Below are 19527 nucleotides of genomic sequence, written 5' to 3'. Positions count from 1 at the left end.
AAATGCGCGCAGATCTGCTGATTGTCGGGGCCGGAATGGTCGGTAGCACCCTGGCGCTGGCGTTGCAGGACAGCGGGCTGGAAGTCCTGCTGCTGGACGGTAGCCCGATGAGCGTTAAGCCCTTCGACGAGCAATCGCCGTTCGAACCGCGAGTGAGCGCCTTGTCGACGGCCAGCCATAGGATTCTCGATCGCCTCGGTGTCTGGGACGGTATCGCCAGCCGGCGCAGCAGCCCGTATACCGACATGCACGTCTGGGACGGCAGCGGCACCGGGCAAATTCATTTTTCGGCGACCAGTGTGCATGCCGAGGTGCTCGGGCATATCGTCGAGAACCGCGTGGTTCAGGATGCCTTGCTCGATCGTTTGCATGACTGCGACCTCGGGATGATGGCCAATGCGCGCCTGGAGCAGATGCGCCGCTCCGGCGATGACTGGCTGCTGACTCTGGCTGATGGCCGCACCTTGCGTGCGCCGCTGGTGATTGCGGCGGATGGCGCCAACTCCGCAGTGCGGCGGCTGACCGGCGTGGCCACGCGCGAGTGGGATTATCTGCACCACGCGATCGTCACCAGCGTGCGCAGCGCAAAACCCCATCAAATGACGGCCTGGCAGCGTTTTACCGACAACGGTCCGCTGGCGTTTCTGCCATTGGAGCGAGACGGTCAGCAGGATTGGTGTTCGATCGTCTGGTCGACCACACCGAGCGAAGCCGAACGGCTGATGGCGCTGGGTGACGCAGAGTTCTGTCTCGAATTGGAACGCGCCTTTGAAGGCCGACTCGGCACAGTGCTCAGCGCCGACCCGCGTCTGTGCGTACCGCTGCGTCAGCGTCATGCCAAGCGATATGTGGCGGAAGGCCTGGCGCTGATCGGCGACGCGGCGCACACCATTCACCCATTGGCCGGGCAGGGCGTGAACCTCGGTTTCCTCGATGCCGCCGTGCTGGCCGAAGTGCTGCTGCAAGCGACCACGCGTGGCGAGCGTTTGGCGGATGTGAAAGTGCTCAGTCGCTACGAGCGTCGACGCATGCCTCACAACCTGGCATTGATGGCGGCGATGGAGGGTTTCGAGCGCCTGTTCCAGGCTGATCCATTGCCGGTGCGCTGGTTGCGTAATGCCGGGTTGAAGATGGTCGACCAGATGCCTGAAGCCAAAGCGTTGTTCGTGCGCGAAGCGCTGGGTTTGATCGGGGATTTGCCGGCACTGGCCAAGGCCTGAGATCTTCGTTGTGGCTGATGGCCTCATCGCGAGCAGGCTCGCTCCCACAAGGGTTCAGTTCATCACACATTATTTGTGAACACTGGAGATCCCTGTGGGAGCGAGCCTGCTCGCGATGGGGCAAGAACATTCACCGCAAATTCCAACGGTGCAACATCTGGTAACGCCTCCGCAAACTGTTCGATTGAGAAGCTAAATGTGAGTCCATATCATTTGGCTTCAATTTTTCAACCGAGAGATCGCTCCCATGTTGATACCGAAGCGTCTACTGACCGCACTCGCCCTGACCCTGATTGGCAGCACCGCTGCCCAGGCCGCCGATGAAGTGGTGGTTTACTCCTCGCGGATCGACGAGCTGATCAAGCCGGTCTTCGACGCTTACACCGCGAAAACCGGTGTACAGGTGAAGTTCATCACCGACAAGGAAGCGCCGCTGATGCAGCGGATCAAGGCCGAGGGCGAGAACGCCACCGCCGACCTGCTGCTGACCGTCGATGCCGGCAACCTCTGGCAGGCCGAGCAAATGGGCATCCTGCAACCGTTCACCTCCAAGGTGATCGACGCCAATATCCCGCTGCAATATCGCTCTTCCGCCCATGCCTGGACCGGTTTGAGCCTGCGGGCGCGGACAATCGCTTACTCCACTGAGCGGGTGAAGCCGGGCGAGCTGACCACTTACGAAGGTCTGGCCGACAAAAATTGGGAAGGCCGCCTGTGCCTGCGCTCGGCGAAGAAGGTCTACAACCAGTCCCTGACCGCCACCATGATCGAAGTCCACGGCGCTGACAAAACCGAGAAAATTCTCAAGGGTTGGGTAAGTAACCTGTCCACCGACGTGTTCTCGGATGACATCGCGGTGTTGGAGGCCATCAACGCTGGCCAATGCGACGTCGGCATCGTCAACACCTATTACTACGGTCGTCTGCACAAGCAGAAGCCTGATCTGGCGGTAAAGCTGTTCTGGCCAAACCAGGGCGACCGTGGCGTGCACGTGAACCTGTCGGGCATCGGCCTGACCAAACACGCCCCGCACCCGGAAGCGGCCAAAGCCTTGGTGGAATGGATGACCACACCTGAAGCGCAGAAGATCTTTGCTGACGTGAACCAGGAATTCCCGGCTAACCCTGCGGTTCAGCCTTCCGCAGAAGTGGCGAGCTGGGGCAAGTTTGTCGCTGATACGTTGCCTGTGGAAATTGCCGGCAAGCGTCAGGCTGAAGCGATTCGGATGATGGACCGGGCTGGCTGGAACTGACACCACACTCGCGAGAGTGCTTCCCTGTTGTGAAGGGGGTTACCTGTGGCGAGGGGGTTTACCCCCGTTCGGCTGCGAAGCAGTCGTAAAATCGGTCAGTGCATTAATAGCTGATTCAATTTGATTGAATGGTTTGGGGCTGCTTCGCAGCCCAACGGGGGCGAGCCCCCTCGCCACAGAGGGGCGCAGGGATTATCTTGCGCCGCCCAACATTTTCTAGAGAACTTCCTTGGCCCACCCCGCCCAACGCCGCTGGTATCCCCTGGTCTTCGCCATCGCCGCGCTGGTCCTGCTGCCCCTGAGCGTCCTGTTTTTCTCCTGGCAAACCATCGATCATCAAATCTGGTCCCACCTCTGGGACACCCAGATGCCGCGCCTGCTGGGCAACACCCTGACCCTGGTACTTGGCGTCGGTATCGGCGTGACGGTCTTGGGCGTCAGCCTCGCCTGGCTGACCAGCCTCTGCGAGTTCCCCGGTCGGCGTTGGCTGGACTGGGCGCTGATGCTGCCTTTTGCGATACCGGCTTATGTGCTGGCATTCGTTTTCGTCGGCCTGTTGGATTTCGCCGGCCCCGTGCAAACCCTGTTGCGCGAATGGTTTGGCACGGGCTTGAGGTTGCCGCGGGTGCGATCCACCGGCGGGGTGATTCTGGTCCTGGTGCTGGTCTTCTATCCCTACGTTTACCTGTTGGCGCGAACCGCGTTCCTGGCTCAAGGCAAAGGCTTGATGGAAGCGGCGCGAGTCTTGGGGCAATCCCCGTGGCAGGCGTTCTGGCGAGTCGCGTTGCCCATGGCGCGCCCGGCCATCGGTGCTGGCGTGGCGCTTGCGCTGATGGAAACCCTGGCGGATTTCGGCGCGGTGTCGGTGTTCAACTTCGACACGTTCACGACCGCCATCTACAAGACCTGGTACGGATTCTTCAGCCTTTCCACTGCCGCGCAACTGGCCAGCCTTTTGCTGCTGGTGGTGATGGTCGTGCTGTACGGCGAGCGTCGTGCTCGCGGGGCCAACCGGGCGAGCAACGAACGACCTCGGGTCAAGGCGCTGTATCACCTGCGCGGTTTCAAAGCGCTGGCGGCCATGAGTTGGTGCGGTCTGGTGTTCGCGTGTGCCTTCGTCATTCCGATGCTGCAACTGATGGTGTGGTTCTGGCAGCGCGGGCGCTTCGATTTGGATGAGCGTTACGCGGGCCTGATCGTTCATACCTTGTACCTGGGCGGCATGGCGGCGCTGATCACCGTCAGTGTTGCTTTGGTGCTGGCGTTTGCTCGACGCCTGGCGCCGACCCGAGCAATCCGCTCCGGCGTCAGTCTGGCCAATCTCGGCTACGCCTTACCGGGTTCGGTACTGGCGGTGTCGATCATGCTGGCGTTCAGTTACCTGGACCGCGAACTGGTGGTTCCGTTATCGGGTTGGTTGGGTGGCGCCGGCAAGCCATTGCTGCTGGGCAGTCTGTCGGCGTTATTGCTGGCCTATCTGGTGCGTTTCATCGCGGTGGCGTATGGGCCGCTGGAAAGCAGTCTGGCGCGAATACGGCCATCTTTGCCCGAAGCAGCACGTAGCCTTGGCGTCAGTGGGCCACGACTGTTTTTCAAAGTGTATCTGCCGTTATTGCTCCCGGGAACGTTGAGCGCTGGGTTGCTGGTGTTCGTCGATGTGCTCAAGGAAATGCCCGCGACCCTGCTGATGCGCCCGTTTGGCTGGGACACGCTGGCAGTTCGGATCTTCGAGATGACCAGCGAAGGGGAGTGGGCGAGGGCCTCGTTGCCGGCCCTGACCCTGGTTTTGGTCGGACTGTTACCGGTCATCGGATTGATTCGACGTTCGGCGCATCGAAACACCTAGGTGCCAGTCCTACACCTTGAGGCTACAATGCGCGGCATTCGGTGCGGTCTGTCCTACAGATCAGGTAGCTGAAATCGGCTGAAAGCCATATATTTCAAGGCTTTCACCCCGTGCAGCACCTGCCCGCACCTTCGCCACGCCCGGAAGGAGAAACCCATGGGACAGCGTACGCCTCTGTATGACCTTCATCTCGCCCTCGGCGCGAAGATGGTCGATTTTGGCGGTTGGGATATGCCTTTGCATTACGGCTCGCAGGTCGAGGAACACCATCAGGTGCGTCGCGATTGCGGGGTTTTCGATGTATCCCACATGACCGTGATCGATGTCAGCGGCCGTCAGGCCAAGGCCTGGCTCCAGCATTTGCTGGCCAATGACGTCGAACGTCTGCACAGCCCTGGCCGTGCCTTGTACAGCACCATGCTCAACGAGCGCGGCGGCATCGTCGACGACATGATCGTCTACCGTCTCGAGGACGGTTATCGGCTGGTGGTCAACGCCTCCACCCGCAACCAGGACCTCGCCTGGATGCAGGCCCATCTCGATGGTTTCAAGGTGCGGCTCAACGAGCGCTCCGAGTTGGCGATGCTGGCCATTCAAGGGCCTCAGGCCCGGCACAAAATCTCCGAACTGGTGACCCAGTCCCGCGGCAACCTGATTCAGATGCTCAAGCCCTTCGAAGGCCAGGCCGATGGTGACTGGTTCATCGCGCGCACGGGTTACACCGGCGAAGATGGCCTGGAAATCGTTCTGCCCGCCAATCAAGCCCCGGGATTTTTCAACGATCTGGTGGGCGCGGGCATCTCGCCGATCGGCCTCGGGGCGCGCGATACTCTGCGGGTCGAAGCCGGCATGAACCTCTACGGTCAGGACATTCATCAAGACGTTTCACCACTGGCCTCCAACATGGCCTGGAGCATTGCGTGGGAACCGGCCACTCGCCAGTTCATCGGTCGCAGCGCTCTTGAAGCCGAACGGGCGGGTGGCGTGCAGCACAAACTGGTCGGGCTGGTCCTTGAGGAGCGTGGGGTTTTGCGCGCTCATCAAGTGGTCCGCATCGCCAATGTTGGCGAAGGGGAGATCACCAGTGGTAGTTTCTCTCCTACGCTTAGCAAATCGATAGCACTGGCGCGCGTGCCGATGGCAACTGCCGACCGCGCAGAAGTGGAAATCCGTGGCAAGTGGTACCCGGTCCGAGTGGTCAAACCGACCTTCGTACGCCATGGCAAAACCTTGATCTAACCTTTTTGGCGGGCAACGACCGCTGACAATTCTCTTGAGGACACAGAACATGAGCGATATTCCTGCCGACCTGCGTTTTGCCGAAAGTCACGAATGGGCCCGTCTCGAAGCCGATGGCACCGTCACCGTGGGCATCAGCGATCACGCTCAGGAAGCCTTGGGCGATGTGGTGTTCGTTGAGCTGACCGAAGTCGGAAAAGTCTTCGCTGCCGAAGATCAAGCCGGTGTCGTTGAATCGGTTAAAGCCGCATCCGACATCTACTCCCCGGTATCCGGTGAAGTGATCGCGATCAACGAGGAACTGAGCGCTAATCCGGAATTGCTCAACTCCGACCCATACGGTGCCTGGATCTTCAAGCTCAAGCCAAGCAACGCTGGCGATCTCGACAAGCTGCTCGATGCAGCCGGCTACAAGGCCGCCATCGGCGAGTAAGCCTTCAGCGTCATTCCCGAAGCCCCGACTTGTCGGGGCTTTTTTTCGCCTGACGATAATCCCTGTAGGAGCGAGGCTTGCCCGCGAAGGCGGTGCGTCAGCCACTCAGCTATCGACTGGCACTCAGCCTTCGCGGGCAAGCCTCGCTCCTACAGGGTTCGCTGTCGGCAGCGGCTGCTATGCTGGTTTGACCGTGTTGCATCGACGTTGAGCGCCAGTCAAGAGAGAGCCCGTCATGTCCCAGTTGCCGTCCTTGAGCCAGTTACGCGACCCCAATGCCTTCCTTCGCCGCCACCTCGGGCCCGATGCCGCCGAGCAACAGGCGATGCTCGACAGCCTCGGCCTCGGCAGCCGGGTCGAGCTGATCGAGCAGACGGTGCCACCGGGAATCCGCCTGAACCGGCCGCTCGATTTGCCGCCCGCCCTCGACGAAGAGGCCGCGCTGGCCAAACTGCGCGGGTACGCCGAGCAGAACCAGGTCTGGACCAGCCTGATCGGCATGGGCTACCACGGCACCCTCACGCCGACCGTCATTGTGCGTAACGTGCTGGAAAATCCTGGTTGGTACACCGCCTACACGCCTTATCAACCGGAGATCGCCCAAGGCCGGCTCGAAGCGCTGCTGAATTTCCAGCAATTGACCATCGACCTCACGGGCCTCGAACTGGCCAACGCTTCGCTGCTCGATGAAGCGACGGCGGCGGCGGAAGCCATGGCGCTGGCCAAGCGGGTCGCCAAATCCAGTAGTAATCTGTTTTTCGTCGATGAGAACTGCCATCCGCAAACCATCTCCGTGGTGCAGACCCGAGCCGAAGGGTTCGGTTTCGAGCTGATCATCGACGCTGTGGATAACTTGAAACAGCACCAGGTGTTTGGCGCGTTGCTGCAATACCCCGACACCCATGGCGAGATCCGCGATCTGCGTCCATTGATCGATCATCTGCATGCCCAGCAGGCGCTGGCCTGTGTCGCGACGGATCTGCTGAGCCTGCTGTTGCTGACCCCTCCGGGGGAGTTGGGCGCCGACGTGGTGTTTGGCTCCTCCCAGCGTTTTGGCGTGCCGATGGGATACGGCGGACCGCACGCGGCGTTCTTTGCCAGCCGCGATGAGTACAAACGGGCGATTCCCGGGCGGATCATCGGCGTCTCGAAAGATGCTCGCGGCAATGTCGCCTTGCGCATGGCCCTGCAAACCCGCGAGCAGCATATCCGTCGGGAGAAGGCCAACTCGAACATCTGCACCGCCCAGGTGCTGCTGGCCAACATTGCCAGTTTTTATGCGGTCTACCACGGGCCGGAAGGGTTGAAGCAGATTGCCCAGCGCGTCCATCGGCTGACCTGCATCCTTGCCGCCGGCCTTGAGCGTCACGGCATCACCCGCCTCAACACACACTTTTTCGACACGCTGACGCTGGAGGTCGGTGGCACACAGACGGCAATCATCGAAAGTGCCCAGGCCGCACAGATCAATCTGCGCATTCTCGGGCGCGGACAGTTGGGATTGAGCCTCGACGAAACCTCTGACGAAACCACGGTAGCGAAACTGTTTGATGTATTCCTCGGTGCCGATCATGGGCTGAACGTCGACGAACTGGATGCTGAAGTCCTTGCTTCCGGTATTCCCGCAGGTCTGCTGCGCACCTCGCCTTATTTGCGTCATCCGGTGTTCAGCGCTCATCACAGTGAAACCGAGATGCTGCGCTACCTCAAACAGTTGGAGAACAAGGACCTGGCGCTCAATCAGTCGATGATCCCGCTGGGGTCCTGCACCATGAAACTCAATGCCACCAGCGAGATGATCCCCATCACCTGGCCGCAGTTCGCCAACCTGCACCCGTTTGCGCCGAAAGAGCAGGCGGTGGGTTATTCGCTGATGATCGAAGAGCTGGAGCGCTGGCTCTGCGCGATTACCGGTTTCGACGCGATCTGTATGCAACCCAACTCCGGCGCCCAAGGCGAGTACGCCGGGCTGCTGGCGATCCGCAAATACCACGAGAGTCGTCATCAAGGAGCGCGCGACATCTGCCTGATTCCGTCCTCGGCCCACGGCACCAACCCGGCGTCGGCGCAGATGGCCGGGATGCGCGTGGTGATCGTCGAGTGCGACGAGGCGGGTAACGTCGATCTGGATGACCTCAAAAGCAAGGCCGCGGAGGCGGGCGACAAGCTCGCCTGCCTGATGGCGACATATCCCTCGACCCACGGCGTGTACGAGGAAGGCATCAGCGAAATCTGTGAAGTTATCCACAGCCACGGCGGCCAGGTGTACATGGATGGCGCCAACCTCAACGCTCAGGTTGGATTGGCGCGGCCGGCGGACATTGGCGCCGACGTGTCCCATATGAACCTGCACAAGACCTTCTGCATTCCCCATGGCGGCGGCGGGCCGGGCATGGGGCCGATTGGTGTGCGCGCGCACCTGGCGCCATTCGTTGCCAATCACCCGGTGGTGCCGATCGAAGGACCGCTGCCACAGAACGGCGCGGTCAGCGCGGCACCTTGGGGCAGTGCGAGTATTTTGCCGATCAGCTGGATGTACATCGCGATGATGGGGCCGCAATTAGCGGATGCCAGTGAGGTGGCGATCCTCGCCGCGAATTACCTGGCGCAGCATTTGTCCGGGGCATTTCCGGTGCTCTACACCGGGCGCAACGAGCGTGTGGCCCACGAATGTATCCTGGATTTGCGGCCACTGAAGGCGCTGACCGGGATCAGCGAAGAGGACGTGGCCAAGCGTCTGATGGATTACGGTTTCCATGCGCCGACTATGTCGTTTCCGGTGCCGGGAACGCTGATGGTCGAGCCGACCGAGAGTGAGTCAAAGGCCGAACTTGACCGGTTTATCGGGGCGATGCTGAGCATTCGCGCGGAAATCACCGAGGTGCAGAACGGTAACTGGCCAGCCGAGGACAATCCGCTGAAGCGCGCGCCGCACACCTTGGCCGATATCACCGGGGTTTGGGAGCGGCCTTACAGCATCGAGCAAGCGGTGACGCCGGATGCGCACACCAAGGCGCACAAGTATTGGCCGGTGGTGAATCGGGTGGACAACGTGTACGGCGACCGTAATCTGTTTTGTGCGTGCGTCCCTGTCGACGATTACCGCTAATAGCCCCGTACCCTGTAGATACTCTGTTCACGGTCAAGCTTTCGCGAGATGTTTTTCGCTAAAAAGCTTGGCCGTATTAAATTCTTCTCCAGAACGCATGCATGCCCATAACCCGGTCAGGTATTTACGCATCACTGCTCCGATGGCCTGCATTTTCTTCTTGCCGCGGGCTACCAGCGCCTCGTAAAAGGCTTTCACATTCTCATCACAGCGAATTGCCGTCATTGCCGGCATGAACATCGCTGCCCGTAAATACGCGTTGCCGCATTTGGACATTCGCCCTGGCCGGTTCACGCTGGTGCCTGACTGGGTCAGCCTTACATCGAGTCCTGCATAACGGCTTACCTGCGCCGATTTAAGCGTCACAGGAAGTGTCGTCAACTCAGCCAGTGCTGCGATGGCCGAGGCCTCTCCCACGCCGGGTGCAGCCATCATGCAGCGAAACTGCAAACTCAGATCCGGGCATTTGGCGATGGCCTCGCGTGCAGCCTTCTTCAAACGATCAATCCGTGTGTCTAGCGCTGCAATCGCATCTTTTTCATCCTCGATCAGCAGCTCAACGCTCGTTTGCGTCGCTTGTAGTGCGTGCAACTCGTTCTTGGCTCGGGTCCGATGGCCAATCAGCCGGTTGATATGGCGCCCAATCGCACGCAGCATCAGTTGATCTGCGGTAGGTGGCACCCACAGTCTTGGCGCCATGCGTTCGCCATACTCGGCCAGCAACTGAGCATCAATCTGGTCAGTTTTGCTGTTTTGCAGCATCAGCTTGGCAAAGTTATGGAAGCTTTTGGGGTTGATCACCGAGACCGGTAAGCCGGCGGCATGCAACTCTATCGCCAGGTCCAGGTAGTAAATGCCGGTGGCCTCCATGACCACGCTCAGCGGTTTGAGGCCCAACATCTTGGTCACGGCAGCCTTACGCCCCTTGGGGGTGTGCTGAATGTCCCACTGGCCTGATGTTTTACCGTTCTGCCGCCATCCCATAGCAGACGTGCGGGCACCAATGTCTATGCCGACATGAGTATTCATGGTTTTCACTTCCCTGATTTTCGGTAAGATTGCTCCTGGTTCCCCCGACCTCGAACTTCATGCCACTGCAACCTTGTAATGCGAAGTCCGACTTGTCGGCTTCTCGATACTCTTCGTGGTGGGCAATGAGGCGGGGGGGCCTCTCTACAGACAAGGTCAGGAGCAAATCCTGCCTTCAGGAGCGATCGGCCTCCCCCAGAAACGCACTTGCTGTTGTATGAATCCTTAAGCGTAACCTCTCTCGTTGGAATCAGGGTCAACATACAAGGAGCGAGCGGGCGGCGATCCGACTTGCCCGCGAAGGCGATATGTCAGTTGACGTAAATGTTGAATGTTATATCGCTTTCGCGGGCAAGTCGGATCGCCGCCCGCTCGCTCCTACAGGGGTTTGTGTCGGGCAAAAAAATGCCGCTCATGTGAGCGGCATTTTCATTCAGCTGAGAAGCTTATTCCGAAGCAACGGCATTCTTCGCCAGGATCGCGTTCGCCAGTTCCATATCCGTCGCCTGCAGGCCCGGATTGTCGGCACGGACTTTCTGCATCGCAGCCTCCAGGTATGGACCGCGGATGCCGCCGTCACTGGCGACGAAGCTGCCGGCATCGTCCTGCGCGGCCACGATCAGCTTGTGATCCTTGAAGGTCAGGTAAGTCGAGCCGGTGGTCGCACCGGAAGAAATGACGTTACGCCAAAAGCTATCGGCCATCGCCGAACCAACAGGAAGGGACAACAAGGCGATGGTAGCGACAGCAAGTTTGAGACGCATAATGGGTGACTCCACTGGTTAACTACGGGCTTTGATCGCCGTTTCCCCAATCCAGTTCCGTGATGGCCGCGCCTACTTTTGTTCACTCTGCGGCGTCACCCGCAACACTTCCTCAATGGTCGTCAAACCGGCCGCCACTTTCTGCGCCCCCGACAGCCGCAAACTGCGCATGCCTTCCTTGAACGCCTGACGCCGCACCGCCAGCAAATCGGTGTCGGGATTGATCAGCGCTTTGACACCGTCAGTCAACTGCATGATTTCGTACACCCCGGCGCGGCCGCGATAGCCGGTGTCGCGGCATTCCAGACAGCCGATAGCGCGCTGGGCGTTGGTTGGTAGAGGCGCTTGCCAGGGTTTGGTCAGGGTTTGCCAGTCTTCTTCACCCAATGTCAGCGGTGCCTTGCAGTGCGGGCACAACGTGCGCACCAGTCGTTGAGCCATGACGCCTAGCACCGTGGCTTTGATCAGGTAATGCGGCACGCCGAGTTCGAGCAGGCGGCTGATGGCGCTGGGCGCATCGTTGGTGTGCAAGGTCGAAAGTACCAAGTGGCCAGTGAGCGCGGCCTGGATCGCCATTTCCGCGGTTTCGAGGTCGCGGATCTCGCCGATCATGATGATGTCCGGATCCTGTCGCATCAGCGCGCGGACACCGGCGGCGAAGGTCAGGTCGATGTTGTGCTGGACCTGCATCTGGTTGAACGCCGGCTCGACCATTTCTATCGGGTCCTCGATGGTGCAGAGGTTGATCTCAGGTGTCGCCAGTTTCTTGAGCGTGGTGTAAAGCGTGGTGGTTTTCCCCGAACCCGTGGGCCCGGTCACCAGAATGATGCCATTGGGCTGGCTCGTCATGTCCTGCCAGCGGCGCAGGTCTTCGGCGGAGAATCCCAGCTGATCGAAATCCTTGAGCAGCACCTCCGGGTCGAAGATCCGCATGACCATTTTTTCGCCGAACGCTGTCGGCAAAGTCGACAGCCGCAGCTCGACTTCGCCGCCGTCCGGGGTCTTGGTTTTCACCCGGCCGTCCTGGGGTTTGCGCTTTTCCGCGACGTTCATCCGCCCGAGGCTTTTCAGGCGGCTGACGATGGCCATGGTCACCTGCGGCGGGAATTGATAGACATTGTGCAGCACGCCGTCGATGCGAAAACGCACCGTGCCTTGCTCGCGCCGGGGTTCGATGTGGATATCACTGGCGCGCTGCTGGAAAGCGTACTGGAACAGCCAGTCGACGATATTGACGATGTGCGCGTCGTTGGCGTCCGGTTCCTGATCGCTGGCGCCTAGGTTGAGCAGTTGTTCGAAGTTGCCCAGCGTATTGGTTTGCTGATCGGCATTGGTCGCACCGCTGACCGATTTGGCCAGGCGGAAAAACTCGACGCTGAAGCGCTGGATGTCCACCGGGTTGGCCACGACGCGTTTGATGGGTAGCTTCAACACGTGGGTCAGGTCAGCTTCCCAACCGTTGACGTATGGCTGGGCGCTGGCCACGGTCACTGCGTCGCGGTCGACGGACACCGCCAGAATCTTGTGGCGCTGGGCGAAGGCGTAGGACATCAGCGGCGTAATCGCCGCAACGTTGATTTTCAGTGGATCGATACGCAGGTAAGGCTGACCGGCCTGTTGCGACAGCCACAGGGTCAGGCTTTCCAGATCGAGATGTTTACCGGGACGGCTGAGGTCGTCCAGGTGTTGGCTGGCGATGAATTCCAGGGGATGCATCTGGCCATTGGCGGCATGCCGGCGACGGGCATTGAGCGCGTGTTCGGCCGAGTCCTGGCTGATGAAGCCCTGGGCGACCAGCTCACGCAGCAAATCATTGAGATCCAGCCAGCGGTCCTGAATGGCAAGTTGAACGGACATGCGGGCTCCTCATGAACAACAGTTCGCAAAGGATAGTCGCGGACCCACCGACCGTTGGGCCACTACCCGACGAAGCCGTGTCGAGGTTTTTCAGCCTGCCGCTTGAGCCGGCGCTTCCCGCATGGAATCAGCCGCTTGCAGCTCCACCGAACACACGCTGATCAGGTTACGTAATTTTTCCGCAATCACTTCGGCTCGATGCCAGCTCAGTCCGTCCATGACGATGTCGATCGACATCAAATCGTCCATCCGCTGCGCATTGACCCATTGCGGCGTCAGAAACTGTAAAGCGAAAAAGTTGAGCGCCCGGCACAGCAGGTCTGGCTCGGCTTCGGCCAGCAGTTGGTAATGAACGCGGCAGTGAGCGTTGCCGGCGTTCCAGACATCGGCGCGGATGGGTGAGGTGTTCACAGCTTCCAGGTGCGGCATCGTCGGTCTCCAAATCAATGGAGGAATTTTTACATTCGGCACGGGGCATTTCTTATCTATGATTGGGCTTATTGCCTGGTTTTCGAATGGTTTGATTCGGCTGGCTATCAATCACGGGTTTATTTATGCAAAACGAGCTGGATGGCTACGACCGCAAGATTCTGGCGTTGCTGCAAGAGGACGCTTCGCTCTCCAGTGCGCAGATCGCCGAACAGGTGGGGCTTTCGCAGTCGCCGTGCTGGCGGCGTATTCAGCGGATGAAGGAGGAGGGGATCATTCGCGGTCAGGTGACGTTGCTTGACCGGAAGAAGATCGGGCTTAACACGCAGATCTTCGCCGAGATCAAACTCAACGCGCACGGGCGCTCGAACTTCACCGAGTTCACCGAGGCGATTCGCGGCTTTCCCGAAGTGCTGGAGTGTTATGTGTTGATGGGGTCGGTGGATTTCTTGCTGCGGATTGTCACGGCGGACATCGAGGCGTATGAGCGGTTTTTCTTTGAGAAGCTGTCGATGGTGCCGGGGATTCAGGAAGTGAATTCGATTGTGGCGTTGTCGGAAATCAAGTCGACGACGAGTTTGCCGGTCTGAGATTTTGTGGTGAATGTTTGGGCCTCTTCGCGGGCAAGCCTCGCTCCTACAGGGGGTTGCGTAAATCCTGTAGGAGCGAGGCTTGCCCGCGAAGGCGATCTTACATACGCAGCAGCATTTTCCAGGCACGATTCTGATAAACCGCAATCGCCTGCTGCTTACGCGCATCCAGCGATTCATCGGTGATCGGTTCGTTAGCCAGTTGCGCCAACAGTTTCAGCTCACCGTACAAGCGATCCATTTCCGGGATGTCCAGCACGCCACGGGCATGGTGCAGCCAGGCCTGAATGCGCTCGATGCGCGGCAGTTGCTCGGCCAGATCTTCCGGCTGTTGCTGATAACGCTGCAATTGCAGGGACGTCGCTTCTTCACCCAGCAAACGCGGCAACCAGCTACCCAATTGCGCAGCGCCCTGGCGATTGCCACGCACGTTACGATCAGCCGCCCAGGTGCGAGCCAGCAACCAACGCGAAGTGTTCAGCGAGAAAACGCCCCAACGCGGGTCTTCCAGTTCTTCGAGGAACTGCTCCGGCGCGGCTTTGCGCACGTCTTCGTCGTCGATACCGGCTTGCACCAGTGGACGCCAGTCTTCAAGCAAGGCATCCAGTGCCACGCGCAGATCGTGGGTCGACTGACGCGGCGCGGCTTGACCCAGGCTACTGAGCAATGCGCGCAATTCCGCCAGGTTCTCGACCCAGTCCAGCAACAACCGCCAGTGGCCGTTGAAACGATACTGCTCAGCCAGGCGCTGGCTGCTGCTCAGCAAATGCCAGCTCAGCGCTGCGAACGCATCATCCAGCGGCGTTTCGGCAGTGATTTGCGGCGCCGGCAGGCTCAACGAATAGCTGTTGGCGTCGTACAAACGATAACCACGCTCGGCCTTGCTGATGTCACACGGCATCAGGGCCAGGGTCGCGGCCAGTTCGGCGGCCAGTTCCAGCAGGGCAGCCGGCTCGCCTTCGCGCAGTTCCAGTTCCAGCTCGCAGATTTCTTCTTTCTGCTTGCCGACCACCACGTGGCCCAGGTCCAGCGCAGCCTCGATGACCACCTTGGTCTTGCCGCGGCCCCAAGCGATTTCGGCGCGTTCGCGAACAAAATCGGTAGTGAAGATCGGTTTCAGGGTTTTCTTGTCCAGCTCGGCCAATTCTTCTGGCCAGCATTCGCCGTCGAGTTTTTTCACGTCGAGCTTGGCTTTGGGCAAGTTCCAGTCGTATTCGTTACGCTCGGACAGACCGGCGACGCTCTGGCCACGGGTCTTGAGGGTTTGAATCACTTCCTCGCCATCCTTGCGCAGGCGCAGGGCAACCTTGGCGCGGGCCAGGTCGCGCTCAGGCGTGTCGAAGTACTGGTTCATCAACTCACGGCGTTCCCAGCCACTTTTGTTGCGTTTTTTCAGGAGCGGGTGCTCGCGCAGAGCAGCGAGGGTTTCGCGGCTGACGCGGAGTTTGATTTCGGTTTCTTTCTGCATGGCCGGAAAATCCAGGATCGGGAGCGCAGCCGGGGGAATGTGTGGCTGCCAAGGTCGTGCAGTGTACAGGACTCATCAGTCCTACGTGCCGCGGCGGTTTATTCCTGTCACTGGATGGCTCTATGATGGTCTTCAATTCGCGAGTTGGAGTCAGCGATGCCTTTGCCGTCCATGAAAGATCAGTTCGCTGCGCTGATTGCCGCGCCGTCGGTCAGTTGTACCCAGCCCAGCCTTGATCAATCCAATCGTCCGGTCATTGACTTGTTGGCGACGTGGCTCGGTGACCTGGGTTTCGCCTGCGACATCCAGCAAGTCAGCCCCGGCAAGTTCAACTTGCTGGCCAGTTTCGGTTCCGGCCCCGGTGGCCTGGTGCTGGCCGGTCATAGCGATACGGTGCCGTTCGATGGCGCGTTGTGGCAGACCGACCCGCTGAAGCTGACTGAAGTCGATGGCCGCTGGGTGGGCTTGGGCAGTTGCGACATGAAGGGTTTTTTCGCCCTGGCCATCGAAGCCGTCATTCCTCTGCTCGACCAACCGTTCAAACAACCGCTGCTGATCCTCGCTACCTGTGATGAAGAAAGCTCGATGTCCGGCGCTCGCGCCTTGGCCGAAGCCGGACGTCCGCTGGGGCGCGCGGCGGTGATTGGCGAGCCGACCGGGTTAAAGCCGATCCGCATGCACAAAGGCATCATGATGGAGCGCATCGACATACTCGGTCAGAGCGGCCACTCCTCGGACCCGCGCCTTGGCCACAGTGCCCTCGAAGCCATGCACGATGCCATCGGCGAACTGCGCGGTTTGCGCCTGCAGTGGCAGCGCGAGTTTCGCAATCCGCAGTTCGGCGTACCGACGCCGACCCTGAATTTCGGCTGCATCCATGGTGGCGATAACCCCAACCGCATTTGCGGCCAGTGTTCGCTGGAGTTTGATCTGCGCCCGTTGCCAGGCATGGACCCCAATGTTCTGCGCGCGCAGATTCTGCAGAAGCTCAAACCCATTGCCGAGTGGCATCAGGTGAAGATCGATTACGCGCCGCTGTTCCCCGAAGTGCCGCCGTTTGAGCAAGCCGAGGACGCCGAATTGGTCCGGGTCGCGGAAAAGCTCACTGGTCATCGCGCCGAAGCAGTGGCGTTCGGCACCGAAGCGCCTTATCTTCAGCGTCTTGGCTGTGAAACACTGGTGCTGGGCCCGGGCGATATCGCCTGTGCGCACCAACCGGGGGAATACCTCGAAATGTCACGTTTGCAGCCTACGGTGCATCTATTACGACAACTGATTGAGCATTACTGCCTGACGCCGGCCAAAATGCCAATGTCAGAAAGTTGAGCACAGTCCATGTGGGAGCGGGCTTGCTCGCGAATGCGTTGTATCAGTCACCATCAGCGTCGACTGTCACACCGCCTTCGCGAGCAAGCCCGCTCCCACAGGTTCAGTGGCGTAGCTGAGTAAACCGTATAAATTGCCAGTGTCCCAACCCGTATTCATGAGGAGAGCGCGCGTGTCGCCAAGCCTGTTCCGACGATAACCATCAGCCCGCTGTGCGTTTTCAGTTTCGCCCATTTTTTGGCTGCTATTTATTACAGGCCCAGGTTCATGCCCGAATACGTTAATTGGCTTCGCCACGCTTCGCCTTACATCAACGCCCACCGTGATTGCACCTTTGTCGTCATGCTGCCCGGCGACGGCGTGGAGCATCCGAACTTCGGCAATATCGTCCACGACCTGGTGCTGTTGCACAGCCTCGGTGTGCGACTGGTGCTGGTTCACGGTTCGCGTCCGCAAATCGAGACTCGTCTCGCCGCGCGCGGCCTGACGCCGCATTACCACCACGGGATGCGCATTACCGATGCCGCGACCCTTGAGTGTGTGATCGATGCGGTCGGCCAGTTGCGCATCGCCATCGAAGCGCGGCTGTCCATGGACATGGCCTCATCGCCGATGCAGGGCTCGCGTCTGCGGGTCGCCGGCGGCAATTTGGTAACGGCGCGGCCGATCGGCGTGCTGGAAGGCGTCGACTATCACCACACCGGCGAAGTGCGCCGGGTCGACCGCAAGGGCATCAACCGTCTGCTGGATGAGCGCTCCATCGTGCTGCTGTCGCCGTTGGGCTACTCGCCGACCGGTGAGATCTTCAACCTTGCCTGCGAAGACGTCGCCACGCGCGCGGCCATCGACCTGGGTGCAGACAAGCTTCTTCTGTTTGGCGCTGACCTTGGCTTGATCGATGAAAACGGTCGGCTGGTTCGTGAGTTGCGCCCGCAACAAGTACCGGCGCATTTGCAACGCTTGGGCAGCAACTATCAGGCGGAACTGCTGGATGCGGCGGCCGAAGCTTGCCGCGGCGGTGTTGCACGCAGCCATATCGTCAGCTACGCCGAAGACGGCGCGCTGTTGACCGAACTGTTCACACGGGACGGTGGCGGTACGCTGGTGGCCCAGGAGCAATTCGAGATTGTGCGCGAAGCGGCCATTGAAGATGTCGGTGGTTTGCTGGATTTGATCAGCCCGCTGGAAGAGCAGGGCATTCTGGTGCGGCGTTCCCGTGAGGTGCTGGAGCGTGAGATCGAACAGTTCAGTGTGGTCGAACGCGAAGGCATGATCATCGCCTGTGCGGCGCTGTATCAGATTGCTGATTCGGATGCTGGGGAGTTGGCGTGTCTGGCGGTGAACCCGGACTACCGCCATGGCGGTCGTGGTGATGAGCTGCTGGAGCGCATCGAAACCCGCGCCCGGGCCCAGGGCTTGAAAACCTTGTTCGTGCTGACGACCCGGACCGCTCACTGGTTCCGTGAGCGTGGGTTTGTGCCGAGCAGCGTTGAGCGCCTGCCGTCGGCGCGGGCGTCGCTGTACAACTATCAGCGTAATTCGAAGATCTTCGAAAAAACCCTCTGAACACACGGACCCTGTAGGAGCGAGGCTTGCCCGCGAAGAGGCCATCACATCCAACACTGATGGTGGCTGTGACGACGCCTTCGCGGGCAAGCCTCGCTCCTACAAAGAATGGCGGTGTTATTCAGTGACGAATTTCGCGCTGACATACGCCGAATAATCCGGCAGCACTGTCTCCACCTTCCCTTGCTCCTTCAAGAACTTCGCCGTCTCGCCAATCGCCTTGGCCGTGCCGCCGTCCAGCAGCGCGGTGGTCTGTTGGGCTTTGGCATCCGGGAACGCTGAGCCGGTCAGCAGTTCGGGCACATCAGCCGCATTGGCACCGGTCAATTTGGCGATTTTCTGTACCGGCACCGAGTCAGCGGTCCAGCTGTCTTTATGCGCGGCATAGTCGGCGAACGAGTCCAGGGTGACCTTGGCGAATTTGGCCACAACGTCCGGATGCTTCTCGGCGTAATCCTTACGTGCAACCCATACCTCGAACGTCGGCGCGCCCCACTGACCCACCTGTGCCGCGTCGGTCAAGGTCTTGCCTGTCTTGCGAACTTCCCCAAGTGCCGGCGACCAGACAAACGCGCCATCGATGTCGCCACGCTTCCAGGCGGCAGCAATTTCCGCCGGTTGCAGGTTCACCACTTTGACTTTCGAGGCGTCCAGGCCCCAGTGCTTCAGCGCGCCGAGCAGACTGTAATGGGAGGTTGAAACGAACGGAGTGGCGATCGTCTTGCCGATCAGATCTTCCGGTTTGTCGATGCCGCTGCCGTTACGCACCACCAGCGCTTCGGCGGCGTTGATCTGTGCGGAAACGATGAACGCAACAATCGGCAGATTGCGCGAAGCGGCCGCCGCGAGCGGGCTTGAACCAAGGTTGCCGATCTGCACGTCGCCTGACGCAATGGCGGTCACCACTTCCGGGCCGCTGTTGAAACGACGCCAGTCGATTTTCTCGCCGATGGTCTTTTCGTAAACACCGTCGGCCTGGGGGACTTTGCTCGGATCGATCCCGGTTTGATAACCGACGGTGAGGTTCGCCGCGTGAGCGGAAACAGAAAGTACAAGCGATACACAAACTGTAACAAATGGTCTGGATAGTGCGCGTTTGGTCGTCATGGCATCGCCTTTGGGTAGGGGATTGTTTCCGATTTGCGTCAACGCTAATCGATCTAAAAAAAGGCTAACAAATACCTTTTAGGAATTAGCTTGTGAGGCGACCGCTCTGGCGCGGGACGATGAGCGTATTCCTGAAAGGTTTGGAAAAAGAACTGACCCATTCTTTTTGGGTTTATGACGAACTCATGACCCCGCAAGGACCAAAAAACCGGGGATTAGACCATGGTCGTAGACACACATAGTTACGATTGACTTGTGAGTCACGGTCTGGCGCTAATCGCGCATCTTAGGA

General features: G+C 59.8%; 15 protein-coding genes. 9 read left to right on the top strand and 6 right to left on the bottom strand.

Annotated features, from left to right (window positions below; all coding sequences use genetic code 11):
- Positions 1-2: 2 nt before the first annotated feature.
- The 6 genes from ACYZTM_RS13855 to gcvP all read left to right on the top strand — a co-directional run bounded on the left by ACYZTM_RS13855 (position 3) and on the right by gcvP (position 9099).
- Positions 3-1220, top strand: coding sequence for a 2-octaprenyl-3-methyl-6-methoxy-1,4-benzoquinol hydroxylase (locus ACYZTM_RS13855; protein ID WP_461989138.1), 1218 nt, complete (start codon positions 3-5; stop codon positions 1218-1220).
- 247 nt (positions 1221-1467) lie between these two features.
- Positions 1468-2472: an extracellular solute-binding protein gene (locus tag ACYZTM_RS13850; RefSeq protein WP_131063327.1), complete on the top strand. Its 1005-nt coding sequence runs from the start codon at positions 1468-1470 to the stop codon at positions 2470-2472.
- A 229-nt stretch (positions 2473-2701) separates the two neighbouring features.
- Positions 2702-4318, top strand: a complete 1617-nt coding sequence (locus tag ACYZTM_RS13845) for an ABC transporter permease (RefSeq protein ID WP_461988964.1) — start codon at positions 2702-2704, stop codon at positions 4316-4318.
- A 156-nt stretch (positions 4319-4474) separates the two neighbouring features.
- Positions 4475-5557, top strand: coding sequence for a glycine cleavage system aminomethyltransferase GcvT (gene gcvT, locus ACYZTM_RS13840; protein ID WP_131063329.1), 1083 nt, complete (start codon positions 4475-4477; stop codon positions 5555-5557).
- Between the two features lie 49 nt (positions 5558-5606).
- Positions 5607-5990: a glycine cleavage system protein GcvH gene (gene gcvH / locus ACYZTM_RS13835; RefSeq protein ID WP_131063330.1), complete on the top strand. Its 384-nt coding sequence runs from the start codon at positions 5607-5609 to the stop codon at positions 5988-5990.
- Positions 5991-6225: 235 nt separating this feature from the next.
- On the top strand, positions 6226-9099 hold the full coding sequence (gene gcvP / locus ACYZTM_RS13830; protein WP_461988963.1) for an aminomethyl-transferring glycine dehydrogenase: 2874 nt from the start codon (positions 6226-6228) through the stop codon (positions 9097-9099).
- A gap of 33 nt (positions 9100-9132) precedes the next feature.
- Here gcvP and ACYZTM_RS13825 read toward each other — a convergent pair whose 3' ends face one another.
- From ACYZTM_RS13825 to ACYZTM_RS13810, 4 genes are all read right to left on the bottom strand, one after another.
- Positions 9133-10128 carry an IS110 family RNA-guided transposase gene (locus ACYZTM_RS13825; RefSeq protein WP_131063537.1) on the bottom strand — a complete coding sequence of 332 codons (996 nt, stop codon included), beginning with the start codon at positions 10126-10128 and terminating at the stop codon, positions 9133-9135.
- Between the two features lie 446 nt (positions 10129-10574).
- Positions 10575-10895 (bottom strand): DUF2388 domain-containing protein, encoded by a 321-nt coding sequence (locus ACYZTM_RS13820; protein ID WP_169857239.1) that lies wholly within the window; start codon positions 10893-10895, stop codon positions 10575-10577.
- A gap of 69 nt (positions 10896-10964) precedes the next feature.
- Positions 10965-12749, bottom strand: coding sequence for a type IV pilus assembly ATPase TfpB (locus tag ACYZTM_RS13815; protein WP_131061028.1), 1785 nt, complete (start codon positions 12747-12749; stop codon positions 10965-10967).
- 90 nt (positions 12750-12839) lie between these two features.
- A complete protein-coding gene (locus ACYZTM_RS13810) occupies positions 12840-13178 on the bottom strand; it encodes a hypothetical protein (RefSeq protein ID WP_461988962.1) in 339 nt (112 codons plus the stop codon).
- Between the two features lie 125 nt (positions 13179-13303).
- Here ACYZTM_RS13810 and ACYZTM_RS13805 point away from each other — a divergent pair, with 125 nt between their 5' ends.
- Complete coding sequence (locus ACYZTM_RS13805) at positions 13304-13768, top strand: Lrp/AsnC family transcriptional regulator (protein WP_131061030.1); 465 nt, start codon at positions 13304-13306, stop codon at positions 13766-13768.
- Positions 13769-13868: 100 nt separating this feature from the next.
- Here the strand turns inward: ACYZTM_RS13805 and ACYZTM_RS13800 are convergent, their stop codons facing one another.
- Positions 13869-15236: a CYTH domain-containing protein gene (locus ACYZTM_RS13800; protein ID WP_461988961.1), complete on the bottom strand. Its 1368-nt coding sequence runs from the start codon at positions 15234-15236 to the stop codon at positions 13869-13871.
- Between the two features lie 156 nt (positions 15237-15392).
- Between ACYZTM_RS13800 and argE the strand changes: the two genes are divergently transcribed.
- Complete coding sequence (gene argE / locus ACYZTM_RS13795) at positions 15393-16562, top strand: acetylornithine deacetylase (RefSeq protein WP_131061032.1); 1170 nt, start codon at positions 15393-15395, stop codon at positions 16560-16562.
- A gap of 267 nt (positions 16563-16829) precedes the next feature.
- Positions 16830-18128, top strand: coding sequence for an amino-acid N-acetyltransferase (gene argA, locus ACYZTM_RS13790; protein ID WP_131061033.1), 1299 nt, complete (start codon positions 16830-16832; stop codon positions 18126-18128).
- Between the two features lie 117 nt (positions 18129-18245).
- On the opposite strand, the gene tauA is transcribed toward argA, so the two are convergent.
- Positions 18246-19235, bottom strand: a complete 990-nt coding sequence (tauA, locus tag ACYZTM_RS13785) for a taurine ABC transporter substrate-binding protein (RefSeq protein WP_131061034.1) — start codon at positions 19233-19235, stop codon at positions 18246-18248.
- Between the last annotated feature and the right edge of the window lie 292 nt (positions 19236-19527).

It is taken from the genome of Pseudomonas sp. MDT2-39-1, assembly GCF_054898085.1.
Note: the sequence above shows the minus strand (reverse complement) of the source record. Positions and strands in the feature narration are given on the sequence as shown.

Coding starts and splice junctions, on each gene's coding strand:
- ACYZTM_RS13855 (WP_461989138.1), top strand. CDS start 3: ATGCGCGCAGATCTGCTGATTGTCGGGGCCGGAATGGTCGGTAGCACC.
- ACYZTM_RS13850 (WP_131063327.1), top strand. CDS start 1,468: ATGTTGATACCGAAGCGTCTACTGACCGCACTCGCCCTGACCCTGATT.
- gcvT (WP_131063329.1), top strand. CDS start 4,475: ATGGGACAGCGTACGCCTCTGTATGACCTTCATCTCGCCCTCGGCGCG.
- gcvH (WP_131063330.1), top strand. CDS start 5,607: ATGAGCGATATTCCTGCCGACCTGCGTTTTGCCGAAAGTCACGAATGG.
- gcvP (WP_461988963.1), top strand. CDS start 6,226: ATGTCCCAGTTGCCGTCCTTGAGCCAGTTACGCGACCCCAATGCCTTC.
- ACYZTM_RS13825 (WP_131063537.1), bottom strand. CDS start 10,128: ATGAATACTCATGTCGGCATAGACATTGGTGCCCGCACGTCTGCTATG.
- ACYZTM_RS13815 (WP_131061028.1), bottom strand. CDS start 12,749: ATGTCCGTTCAACTTGCCATTCAGGACCGCTGGCTGGATCTCAATGAT.
- ACYZTM_RS13810 (WP_461988962.1), bottom strand. CDS start 13,178: ATGCCGCACCTGGAAGCTGTGAACACCTCACCCATCCGCGCCGATGTC.
- ACYZTM_RS13805 (WP_131061030.1), top strand. CDS start 13,304: ATGCAAAACGAGCTGGATGGCTACGACCGCAAGATTCTGGCGTTGCTG.
- ACYZTM_RS13800 (WP_461988961.1), bottom strand. CDS start 15,236: ATGCAGAAAGAAACCGAAATCAAACTCCGCGTCAGCCGCGAAACCCTC.
- argE (WP_131061032.1), top strand. CDS start 15,393: ATGCCTTTGCCGTCCATGAAAGATCAGTTCGCTGCGCTGATTGCCGCG.
- argA (WP_131061033.1), top strand. CDS start 16,830: ATGCCCGAATACGTTAATTGGCTTCGCCACGCTTCGCCTTACATCAAC.
- tauA (WP_131061034.1), bottom strand. CDS start 19,235: ATGACGACCAAACGCGCACTATCCAGACCATTTGTTACAGTTTGTGTA.